9 protein-coding genes are annotated in these 11,209 nt (G+C 73.1%); all 9 read left to right on the top strand.

What is annotated here, in order from left to right; translation table 11 throughout:
• The first annotated feature begins 46 nt into the window (after positions 1–46).
• Positions 47–706 (top strand): trimeric intracellular cation channel family protein, encoded by a 660-nt coding sequence (locus tag AB0M29_RS44280; protein WP_365393343.1) that lies wholly within the window; start codon positions 47–49, stop codon positions 704–706.
• A gap of 63 nt (positions 707–769) precedes the next feature.
• Complete coding sequence (locus AB0M29_RS44275; RefSeq protein ID WP_365393340.1) at positions 770–1,633, top strand: thioesterase family protein; 864 nt, start codon at positions 770–772, stop codon at positions 1,631–1,633.
• Between the two features lie 81 nt (positions 1,634–1,714).
• Complete coding sequence (locus AB0M29_RS44270; RefSeq protein WP_365393337.1) at positions 1,715–2,881, top strand: cysteine desulfurase family protein; 1,167 nt, start codon at positions 1,715–1,717, stop codon at positions 2,879–2,881.
• 107 nt (positions 2,882–2,988) lie between these two features.
• Positions 2,989–4,134 (top strand): tRNA 2-thiouridine(34) synthase MnmA, encoded by a 1,146-nt coding sequence (mnmA, locus tag AB0M29_RS44265; protein WP_365393334.1) that lies wholly within the window; start codon positions 2,989–2,991, stop codon positions 4,132–4,134.
• Positions 4,131–4,661: a TIGR00730 family Rossman fold protein gene (locus AB0M29_RS44260; RefSeq protein ID WP_365393331.1), complete on the top strand. Its 531-nt coding sequence runs from the start codon at positions 4,131–4,133 to the stop codon at positions 4,659–4,661. The genes mnmA and AB0M29_RS44260 overlap by 4 nt, the downstream gene beginning before the upstream one ends.
• Positions 4,658–5,347, top strand: coding sequence for an SDR family oxidoreductase (locus AB0M29_RS44255; RefSeq protein ID WP_365393328.1), 690 nt, complete (start codon positions 4,658–4,660; stop codon positions 5,345–5,347). Before AB0M29_RS44260 ends, AB0M29_RS44255 begins: the two co-directional genes overlap by 4 nt.
• A gap of 35 nt (positions 5,348–5,382) precedes the next feature.
• Complete coding sequence (locus tag AB0M29_RS44250; RefSeq protein ID WP_365393325.1) at positions 5,383–6,393, top strand: methionine synthase; 1,011 nt, start codon at positions 5,383–5,385, stop codon at positions 6,391–6,393.
• Positions 6,394–6,410: 17 nt separating this feature from the next.
• Positions 6,411–8,612 carry an NAD-dependent DNA ligase LigA gene (ligA, locus tag AB0M29_RS44245; protein WP_365393322.1) on the top strand — a complete coding sequence of 734 codons (2,202 nt, stop codon included), beginning with the start codon at positions 6,411–6,413 and terminating at the stop codon, positions 8,610–8,612.
• 219 nt (positions 8,613–8,831) lie between these two features.
• A complete protein-coding gene (locus tag AB0M29_RS44240) occupies positions 8,832–11,033 on the top strand; it encodes a bifunctional diguanylate cyclase/phosphodiesterase (protein WP_365393319.1) in 2,202 nt (733 codons plus the stop codon).
• Positions 11,034–11,209 lie beyond the last annotated feature (176 nt).

Below are 11,209 nucleotides of genomic sequence, written 5' to 3'. Positions count from 1 at the left end.
GCCGGTCCCCGGCCGGGCGGGGGCATCTCCCTAGTACAACAAGGCCATGGCCACGGACGTGTTCACCCCTTCGCTCCAGCACGTACTGGACTTCGCCGGGATCTTCGTCTTCGCGATCTCCGGCGCGCTCGCGGCCGTGCGCAGGAACTACGACGTCTTCGGCATGGCGGTGCTGGCCGAGGTCACCGCGCTCGGCGGCGGCCTCTTCCGCGACCTGGTGATCGGCGCGGTGCCACCGGCCGCCTTCACCGACGCCGGGTCCTTCTCGCCGCCGTTGATCGCCACCGCGCTGGTCTTCTTCCTCCACCCCGAGGTGGAGCGGATCAACTCCCTGGTGAACGTCTTCGACGCCGCCGGGCTCGGGCTGTTCTGCGTCACCGGCACCATCAAGGCGCACGACTACGGGCTCGGCCTGGTGCCGTCGGCCGCGCTGGGCCTGGCGACGGCCGCGGGCGGCGGTGTGCTGCGCGACCTGCTGGCCATGGAGGTGCCCTCGCTGCTGCGCTGGGACCGCGATCTCTACGCCGTCCCCGCGCTCGTCGGCGCGGGCCTGGTGGCCGTGCTGATCCGCTTCGACGCGCTGACCGGGCCGAGCAGCGCGCTCGCGGCACTGGTCGCCTTCGTGCTGCGGCTGCTCGCGATGCGCTTCCACTGGCGGGCGCCGCGTGCCTGGCACCGGCGCAGCGCGGCGCTCCAGGAGGAGTGAGGCTGCGCGGGGGCGGACGGCGGGGCTGGACAACAGGTGCCTACTGGTGGGTAACATACGGCCATGGCATATGCAGCGGCCCGTGCGGCCATCGGGGACAGCGAATTCGACCGGGACACCGCGGTCGTGCCCAGGCCGGGCGAGCCCGGCACGTACGACCTGGCGCTGTCGCCCGGCTGGACCATCATCCAGGCCGTCAACGGCGGGTACCTGCTGGCCGTGGTCGGCCGCGCCCTGCGCGACGCACTGCCGCACGACGACCCCTTCACCGTCACCGCCCACTACCTGACCGCCTCGCAGCCGGGCCCGGCCGTGATCAGGACCGAGACGGTACGGGCCGGGCGGACCATGTCCACCGGCCAGGCGTCGCTCTACCAGACCGACGACGAGGGCCGGGAGATCGAGCGCATCCGGGTCATCGCCGCCTACGGCGACCTCGACGCCCTCCCCGACGACGTACGCACCGCCGCGCTCCCGCCGCAGATGCCCGGCTACGAGGACTGCGTCAGCTCCCACGACGCCCCCGCGGGCAGCGGCCCGGTCCCCGGCTCCACCGCCATCGTCGACCGCCTCGACCTGCGGCTGGACCCGGCGACCGCGGGATGGGCGATCGGCTTCCCCTCCGGCCGCGGCGACATGCGCGGCTGGCTCGGCCTCGCCGACGGACGCGACCACGACCCGCTCTCCCTGCTGCTCGCGGTGGACGCCCTGCCGCCCACCGCCTTCGACCTCGGCATCAAGGGCTGGGTGCCCACGGTGGAGTTGACCGTGCACATCCGCTGCCGCCCCGCCCCGGGCCCGGTCCGCGTCTCGGTCACCACCCGCAACCTCGCGGGCGGCTACCTGGAGGAGGACGTCCAGGTCTGGGACGCCGCCGACCGGCTGGTGGCGCAGTCCCGTCAACTGGCACGGGCGCCGCGCGGCTGAGCGGCGCAGCGGCCCGGCGGGGGCGGCCGTTGGCCGGGGGCGGTCGGCGGGCCACGGCACCGACCGTAGAATCGGGGCACCATGGCCTACCTCGACCACGCCGCCACCACCCCCATGCTCCCGGAGGCGGTGCGGACGATGACCGCCCACCTCTCCGCGACGGGCAACGCCTCCTCGCTGCACGCCGCCGGGCGGCAGGCCCGCCGTACCGTCGAGGAGTCCCGCGAGGCACTCGCCGCGGCGCTCGGCGCCCGCCCCAGCGAGATCGTCTTCACCGGCGGCGGCACCGAGTCCGACAACCTCGCGGTCAAGGGCCTGTACTGGGCCCGCCGCGCCGCCGACCCGGGCAGAACCCGCGTGCTGGCCAGCCCGATCGAGCACCACGCGGTGCTCGACGCCGTGTACTGGCTGGCCGACCACGAGGGCGCGACCGTCGACTGGCTGCCCGTCGACGGCCACGGCCGGGTGCATCCGGCGCAGTTGCGCGCCGCGATCGAGCGGAACCCGGACGACGTCGCCCTGGTCACCGCCATGTGGGCCAACAACGAGGTCGGCACGATCCTGCCGGTGCCGGAACTGGCCGAGGTGGCACGGGAGTTCGGCATCCCGATGCACTCCGACGCCGTGCAGGCGTTCGGGCAGACCGAGCTGGACTTCGCTGCCAGCGGGCTCGACGCGATGACCGTCACCGGGCACAAGATCGGCGGGCCCTACGGTGTCGGCGCCCTCGTGCTGCGGCGTGAGGACACGCCCGTGCCGCTGCTGCACGGCGGCGGGCAGGAGCGGAGCCGGTCCGGCACGCTCGACGTGCCCGCGATCGCCGCCTTCGCTACCGCCGCCACGCTCGCCGCCGAGCGGCGGGAGGAGTTCACCCGGGAGGTCGGGGCGCTCCGGGACGCGCTCGTCGCCGGGGTCCTCGCCGCCGTCCCCGACGCCCTCCTCAACGGCGACCCCGATCCCGCCGGGCGCCTGCCCGCCAACGCCCACTTCACCTTTCCCGGGTGCGAGGGCGACGCCCTGCTGCTCCTGCTCGACGCCCAGGGCATCGCCTGCTCCACCGGCTCCGCCTGCACCGCCGGGGTCGCCCAGCCCAGCCACGTTCTCCTCGCCATGCACCACCCGGCCACCCATGCCCGCGCCACCCTCCGCTTCTCCCTCGGCCACACCACCACCCCCGCCGACATCACCGCCCTCACCACCGCCATCGCCCCCGCCGTCACCCGCGCCCGCCTCGCCGGCCAGACCTGACCTGCGGCCCGCCAGAAGCAGAATTCAGCCCGTCCGGCGTTTGAGGACAGAAGGGCGGGCGGGTGGGAAAAGGAGGGGCTGCGCGGGCGGGCCGTTACCCTGGACGGGTGAGCGATGTGGGTGAGAGCGGGCGCAAGCCATTGAGGGTGCTGGCGGCGATGAGCGGCGGCGTCGACTCCGCCGTGGCCGCGGCGAGAGCCGCCGAGGCGGGCCACGACGTGACAGGCGTCCACCTGGCACTCTCGGCGAACCCGCAGTCCTTCCGGACCGGAGCCCGCGGCTGCTGCACGGTGGAGGACTCCCGGGACGCCCGCCGCGCGGCGGACGTCATCGGCATCCCCTTCTACGTGTGGGACCTCGCCGACCGCTTCCGCCAGGACGTCGTGGAGGACTTCGTCGCGGAGTACGCGGCCGGCCGCACCCCCAACCCCTGCCTCCGCTGCAACGAGAAGATCAAGTTCGCGGCGCTGCTGGACAAGGCCCTGGCCCTCGGCTTCGACGCGGTCTGCACCGGCCACTACGCGACGGTCCTGGTCAAGGAGGACGGCAGCCGCGAGCTGCACCGGGCGAGCGACGCCGCCAAGGACCAGTCGTACGTCCTGGGCGTGCTCGACGAGCGGCAGCTGGCGCACGCGATGTTCCCGCTGGGGGACACCCTGACGACGAAGGACGAGATCCGCGCGGAGGCCGAGCGGCGCGGGCTCGCGGTGGCGAAGAAGCCGGACAGCCACGACATCTGCTTCATCGCCGACGGCGACACCCAGGGCTTCCTGGCCAAGCACCTCGGCACCGAGGAAGGCGCGATCGTCGACCAGGACGGCGCCCGGGTCGGCACCCACACCGGGGCGTACGGCTTCACGATCGGCCAGCGCAAGGGCCTGCGGATCGGCGTACCGGCCGACGACGGCAAGCCGCGCTACGTCCTGGACATCTCGCCGGTGGACAACACGGTGACCGTCGGCCCGGCCGACGCCCTCGACGTGACCGCGCTGACCGCGATCCGGCCGCGCTGGTGCGGCACCCCGCCCACCGGCCCCGCCGCGTACACCGCGCAGCTGCGCGCCCACGGCGAGGACGTACCGGTCACCGCGGAGCTGGCCGGCGACGAGCTGGCCGTGCGCTTCGCCGAGCCGGTCCGCGGGGTCGCCCCGGGCCAGGCCGTGGTGCTGTACGACGGCACGCGCGTGGTGGGATCGGCGACCATCGCCACCACCGACCGCGCGACGGCGGGCGCCGATACCGTGACCGTATGAACATCTGCGTCTTCCTGTCCGCCGCCGAACTCGACGAGCGGTACACCGTCCCTGCCCGCGAGTTCGCCCGGCTGATCGGGTCCGGCGGCCACACGCTGGTGTGGGGCGGATCCGAGTCCGGGCTGATGAAGGTCGTCGCCGACGGGGTGCGCGAGTCCGGCGGGCGGCTGGTCGGCGTCTCGGTGGAGTTCCTGCACGAGCTGGCCAGGAAGGACGCCGACGAGATGATCATCGCCACCGACCTGGCCCACCGCAAGGCGGAACTGCTGGTGCGCTCCGACGCGGTCGTCATCATGGTCGGCGGCACCGGCACCCTCGACGAGGCCACCGAGATCCTGGAGCTGAAGAAGCACGGGATGCACGCCAAACCCGTCGTGCTGCTCAACAGCGCGGGCTTCTACGACGGCCTCAAGGAGCAGTTCCGCAGGATGGACGCCGAGGGCTTCCTGCCGCTGCCGCTGTCCGACCTCGTCTTCTTCGCCGAGGACGGCGAGTCGGCGATGGCCCACCTCCAGGAGAACGTGTGAGCGTCCATCTCGTCACCGGGGCAGGTTCCGGCATCGGCAGCGCGCTGGCGCGCCGCCTCCTGGAGCGCGGCGACGAGCTGTGGCTGCTGGCCAGGGACGCGGGCCGGGCCAAGGAACTGGCCGCCCGCTACCCCGGCGCCAGGACGCTGGTGGGCGACCTCGCCGAGCCGTCCCGGCTCTCGTGGGCGCTGGGCCACCAGTCGCCGCCCGACCGGCTGGACTCGCTGCTGCACGTCGCGGGCATGGTCGAACTCGGCCGCGTCGGCGACCTCACACCGAAGATCTGGGACCAGACCCTCGCGGTGAACCTGGTCGCCCCGGCCGAGCTGACCCGGCTGCTCCTGCCCCAACTGCGGCTCTCCCGTGGCCATGTGGTCTTCGTCAACTCCACCTCCGGGCTGATGGCGAGCGCCGAGTGGAGCGCGTACGCGGCCAGCAAGTTCGGGCTGCGCGCACTGGCCGACTCGCTGCGCGCCGAGGAGCACGCGGGCGGCGTGCGCGTCACGTCCGTCCACCCCAGCCGTACGGCCACGCCCATGCAGCAGAAGGTGCACCAGCAGGAGGGCAAGGAGTACGACCCCTCGCTCTGGATCGACCCGGAGTCGGTGGCCACCACCGTGCTGGCCGCGCTCGACCTGCCGCGCGACGCCGAGATCACCGATCTGACGGTGCGCCCCGGCCGCTGACCGGGCCGCCGGGCGCGGTCCCGTACGCTTCGGGCGTGACCACGGAACTGGAGTTCAGGCTGCCCGAGGGGGCCGCGACCGGCGTCGGGTCGATGCCGGGGGGCGACGCGCGGGAGGCCGCGCGGGTCGCGGTGGAGGCGGTCGGGGCCCTGCCGTTCCTGCCCGAACTGCCCGCGCGGGGACCGGGCGCCGACATGATCGGGCGCACCCTGGGGATGCTCGTCGAGCTGTACGCGCGGGTGGAGCCCAGCGGCTGGCGGTTCGGCGACCGCCCGGGGCGCGACAGCCGGCGCGCCACGTCCTGGCTGCGCGAGGACCTCGACGCGCTGGAGGAGTTCACCCAAGGGTACGAGGGCCCGCTGAAGGTGCAGGCCGTCGGGCCGTGGACGCTGGCCGCGGCCGTGGAGACCCACAACGGCGAGGCGGCGCTGCGCGATCCGGGCGCCGTACGCGATCTGGCCGCGTCGCTGGCCGAGGGGCTGCGGCTGCACATCGAGGACGTGCGGCAGCGGGTGCCCGGCGCCCAGGTGCTGCTGCAGCTCGACGAGCCGTCGCTGACCGCCGTGCTGCACGGCCGGATCAGGACCGCCAGCGGCTACCAGACCTACCGGGCCGTCGACCGGGCCGTCATCGAGGGCGCGCTGCGCGACCTGATGGCCGCGGCCGGGGCGCCCGCGATCGTCCACTCCTGCGCGCCCGAGGTGCCGTTCGCGCTGCTGCGCCGGGCCGGGGCCGCCGGGATCTCGTTCGACTTCGATCTGCTCACCGAGCGTGACTGGGACGCGTTCGGTGAGGCGGTGGAGGGCGGCACGGCGCTGTTCGCCGGTGTCGTGGCGGGCAAGGATGCCCCATTGTCAGACCCTGCCGGTAGCGTCAGTGGTGTTCGGGCGCTGTGGCGCAGGTTGGGACTGGCTCCGGGGGCATTGGGCTCCGCCGTGGCCGTCACCCCGTCCTGCGGTCTGGCGGGGGCCTCACCGGCCTACGCCCGTGCCGCGCTCATGCACTGCGCGAGAGCGGCACGCTCGCTCGTCGACAACCCTGAGTAGTGAGGAAGGACGGGGTCGTGGGGAACACGGAGATTCCTGCCGAGGCACGCGAGCAGCACGCTCTGCTGGCCGAGCAGATCGAGGAGCACCGCTTCCGGTACTACGTGAACGACGCGCCGGTCGTCAGCGACGCCGAGTTCGACAAGCTGCTGCGGCGGCTGGAGGCCGTCGAGGACGAGTATCCCGAGCTGCGCACGCCCGACTCGCCGACCCAGAAGGTCTCCGGCGCCTATGAGACGGACTTCGCCTCCGTCACCCACCGCGAGCGGATGCTCTCGCTCGACAACGCCTTCGACGACGACGAACTCGCCACCTGGGCCGACCGCGTCGCCGCCGAGCTGGGCGCGCCCGACAACGCGCACAGCCCGTACCACTTCCTGTGCGAGCTGAAGGTCGACGGTCTGGCGGTCAACCTGACGTACGAGCACGGCCGCCTCACCCGGGCCGCCACCCGCGGCGACGGCCGCACCGGCGAGGACATCACGCCCAACGTCCGCACCATCGCCGACATCCCCGACCGGCTCGCGGGCGACCGCGTCCCGGACCTGGTGGAGATCCGCGGCGAGGTGTACTTCCCCGGCGAGAAGTTCGAGGAGCTGAACGCCCGGCTGGTGGAGGCGGGCGACAAGCCGTTCGCCAACCCCCGCAACGCGGCGGCGGGTTCGCTGCGGCAGAAGGACCCGCGGATCACCGCCACCCGGCCGCTGCGGATGGTCGTGCACGGCATCGGCGCCCGCGACGGCTTCGCCATCGACTGCCAGTCGCACGGCTACGAGCTGCTGCACGAGTGGGGTCTGCCCACCGCCCGCTACAACAAGGTGGTGGACTCGCTGGCCGCGGTGCGGGAGTTCATCGCCTACTACGGCGAGCACCGGCACGACGTCGAGCACGAGATCGACGGCGTGGTGGTCAAGGTCGACGAGATCCCGCTCCAGGGCAGGCTCGGCTCCACCTCGCGCGCGCCGCGCTGGGCCATCGCCTGGAAGTACGCGCCGGAGGAGGTCAACACCAAGCTGGTCGACATCCGGGTCGGCGTCGGCCGCACCGGGCGCGTGACGCCGTACGCGGTGGTGGAGCCGGTCACCGTCGCGGGCTCCGAGGTCGAGTTCGCCACCCTGCACAACCAGGAGGTGGTGAAGAAGAAGGGTGTCCTGATCGGCGACACCGTGGTGCTCCGCAAGGCCGGTGACGTGATCCCGGAGATCCTCGGCCCGGTGGTCGACCTGCGCGACGGCAGCGAGCGGGAGTTCGTGATGCCCGCCGAGTGCCCGGACTGCGGCACCGCCCTGCAGCCCATGAAGGAAGGGGACATCGACCTGCGGTGCCCCAACGCCCGCTACTGCCCCGCCCAGTTGCGCGAGCGGATCTTCTACCTGGTCGGCCGCAAGTGCCTGGACATCGAGAACTTCGGCTATGTGGCGGCCACCGCCCTCACCCAGCCGCTGGAGCCTTCGGAACCGCCGCTCAAGGATGAGGGCGACCTGTTCGGCCTGGACATCGAGACGCTGCTGCCGATCCGCTCCCACGTCCTGGACCAGGACACCGGCCTGCCCAAGCGGGACCCGGACAGCGGTGAGCCGAAGGTCGTCACCTTCTTCGCCAACCAGAAGGGCGAGCCGAAGAAGAACGCCCTGGCGATGCTGGAGAACATCGCGGCGGCCAAGGAGCGCCCGCTGGCCCGGATCATCACCGGTCTGTCCATCCGTCATGTCGGCCCGGTGGCCGCCGAGGCGCTGGCCCGCGAGTTCCGCGACCTCGACCGGATCAGGGACGCCGCCGAGGAGGAGCTGGCCGCCGTGGACGGCGTCGGCCCCACCATCGCGGCCTCGGTGAAGCAGTGGTTCACCGAGGAGTGGCACCTGGAGATCATCGAGAAGTGGCGGGCCGCCGGGGTCACCTTCACCGAGGAGGGCTCGGACGAAGGGCCGAGGCCGCTCGAAGGACTGACCGTCGTCGTGACCGGAACGCTGGCCGGGCATACCCGAGATGGCGCAAAAGAGGCGTTGGGCAGCCGGGGAGCGAAAATCACCGGCTCGGTTTCCAAGAAAACGGACTTCGTGGTGGTCGGCGACAATCCCGGTTCCAAGTACGACAAGGCAGTGCAGTTGAAGGTGCCGATCCTCGACGAGGACGGCTTCGCGGTGCTGCTCGAACAGGGTGCCGAAGCCGCCCGTCACGCACGGGTGAATCCGGTGGAATCCGACGGTGAATCCGGCTGAATAGCCCTGGGATGTCACCCGTTCGGCCCATATCAGAATACGGTGAGAGCCCAGGTCGCATTCCGGCAACCCCGGCCGATCGGTGCCCGAGTCGGCGCCTCGCGGCCTACTGTTGAGAGGCGCGCCCGCCGGGCATGAACCTTCCAGCAGCCTCAGCGGGTCTCCATCGCGGGCACCGGCGCGACCTGCTTGCCACACAGGGCTGCGAGAGGGACGGGCATGGAACCGACGGAGGGCGCCGCAGCGGCGCCGCTGCCCAGCAGCCAGGCCGCGTCACCGCTTCCCTCCGTCGCCGCACCCGCGGTGCGGATCGGGGTGCCGGCCGTCGCGGGGGCGGCGCTGGTGGCGGGCGTGGTGCGGGTGCTGGACCGCGGCCACGCGCTGTTCCCCGGCGGTTCCGTCGGCTGGGCCTTCGCCATCCTCACCGGCATCATCGTCGGCCACCTGGTCGCGATGGGCCGGGACCGCTGGTGGGGCGGCACCGGCTCCGGCGCCGCCCTCACCCTGGCGATGCTGCTGCTGTACGGCTGGGTGCCCGCGGTCCTGGTCAGCCTCGCCGTGGTCGTCCTCGTCGGCACCGCCCGCAGGCACCGCTGGCGGCAGGCCGGGCTGCACGGCGCCATAGACATCCTCGGCATCGGCGCCGGATCGCTGGTGCTGGCGCTGTGCGGCCACCACCCGTCGGTCGAGGCCCCCTGGGACCCCGACCAGTGGACCGCGGCGGCGGTGCCGACCGTCGCCGTCACCGCTCTGGCCTATCTGGTCGGGACCAGACTGCTGCTGTGGTGGGCGTTCGCCCCCCGGGGCGGTGGTCTGCCCACGGTGGCCCGTACCGCACTGGTCCGGCAGGGCATGGTCGGCGTCGCCCTGCTCGGCATCTCCCCGCTGATCCTCGTGGTCGCCTGTGACATGCCGGTGCTGCTGCCGCTGTTCTCCATCCCGCTGATCGCACTGGACTCCACGCTGTGGATCGCGCACGCCCGCGCCGAGGAGCAGCTGCGCGACCCGCTCACCGGCCTGCCCAACCGGCAGTGGCTGCTGGAGCGCGCCTGGACCGCGCTGGACGCGGCGACCCAGGACCGGGGCAAGGGCGGCGAGCCGGGCAGCCCCGGGCTCGAAGGCCGGGGGAGGGTCGCGCTGGTCCTCATCGACCTCGACAAGTTCCGCTCGGTCAACGACACCCTCGGGCATCTCGCGGGCGACCGGCTGCTGCTGCAGGTCGCCGACCGGCTGCGGCTCGCACTGCCGCGCGGCGCCGAGGCGGCCCGGCTCGGCGGTGACGAGTTCGCCGTGCTGCTGCCGAACTGCGACTCGCCGACCCGCGCCCAGCGGGTGGCCCGGGCCCTCGTGGCGGCGCTCGGCTCCCCGCTCAGCCTGGACGGCCTGACCCTGGTGCTGGAGGCCAGCGCCGGGGTCGCCGTCTTTCCCGACCACGCCGTGGACGCCGAAGGGCTGCTGCGCCGCGCCGATGTGGCGATGTACCAGGCCAAGCGGGACCGCAGCGGCGTCGAGGTCTACGAGGCCACCCGGGACGGCAACACCCCGGATCGGCTCGGCCTGCTCGGTGACCTGCGGCGCGCCCTGGACGCGGGCGACGTGGAACTCCACTACCAGCCCAAGGTCAGGTTCGACGGCCAGGTGGCCGGACTCGAGGCCCTGGTGCGCTGGGAGCACCCGGAGCGCGGCCGGGTGAACCCGGAGGAGTTCATCACCATGGCCGAGACCTCCGGCCTGATGCCGCAACTCACCGAGTACGTCCTCGACACCGCCCTCGCGCAGGTCGCCCGCTGGCGCCGGATGGGCCTCGACGTGCCGGTGGCCGTCAACGTCTCGCCGCGCGACGTCCACAGCCCCGGCTTCGCGGGCACCGTCGCCGCCCGCCTCGCCCGCCACCAGGTGCCGCCGGGCTCGCTCCAGCTGGAGATAACCGAACACGTCCTGCTGGAGGACCCCCAGCGCGCCGCCGACACGCTCAACGGCCTGACCGGCCACGGCGTGAAGATGTCGCTCGACGACTTCGGCACCGGCTACTCCTCCCTCGTGCACCTGCGGCGGCTGCCCGTCAGCGAGTTGAAGATCGACCGCTCGTTCGTGGCCCGCCTCGTCATCGACAGCGAGGACGCGGAGATCGTGCGCTGCACCATCGATCTCGCCCACTCCCTCGGGCTCCTCGTCGTCGCCGAGGGCGTCGAGGACGACGAGACCTGGGAGCGGCTGCGTGACCTGCGCTGCGACGCCGTCCAGGGCTGGCTCGTCGCCGCCGCCATGCCGCCCGACGAGGCGACCGCCTGGCTCCGCGCCCGGGGCGAACGCGGCTGGCAGCGGCCGGCTGCGCTCCGCGCCCTCCCGGCCGCCCCCGAACCCGAGCCCGAACACGCCCCCATCCCCGAAATCCGCCCTTCGGGCCAGCCCGCGAACTGAGGGTGCCCCATAGGGGCGCGGGGAAGCGCGCTGCGCTTGCGGAGGGCCTGTTTTTCAGGGGCGCGGGGAACTGTGCGCTCAGCCCCCACCGGCCGGTGGTCCGAAGACAACGCGTCTGCCCCATTGGGGCCGGTGGTGACCTGCAGCCCGTCGAGGGCTGGTCGCGCAGTTCCCCG

This window comes from Streptomyces sp. NPDC051976, assembly GCF_040680795.1.
GTDB lineage: Bacteria > Actinomycetota > Actinomycetes > Streptomycetales > Streptomycetaceae > Actinacidiphila.
The sequence above is the reverse complement of the archived record's forward strand: the minus strand, read 5'-3'. Positions and strand labels throughout refer to the sequence as shown.

Excerpts from the sequence above, each read along its gene's own strand:
- AB0M29_RS44270 (WP_365393337.1), top strand. The coding sequence starts at position 1,715 with ATGGCCTACCTCGACCACGCCGCCACCACCCCCATGCTCCCGGAGGCG.
- AB0M29_RS44260 (WP_365393331.1), top strand. The coding sequence starts at position 4,131 with ATGAACATCTGCGTCTTCCTGTCCGCCGCCGAACTCGACGAGCGGTAC.
- AB0M29_RS44280 (WP_365393343.1), top strand. The coding sequence starts at position 47 with ATGGCCACGGACGTGTTCACCCCTTCGCTCCAGCACGTACTGGACTTC.
- AB0M29_RS44275 (WP_365393340.1), top strand. The coding sequence starts at position 770 with ATGGCATATGCAGCGGCCCGTGCGGCCATCGGGGACAGCGAATTCGAC.
- AB0M29_RS44240 (WP_365393319.1), top strand. The coding sequence starts at position 8,832 with ATGGAACCGACGGAGGGCGCCGCAGCGGCGCCGCTGCCCAGCAGCCAG.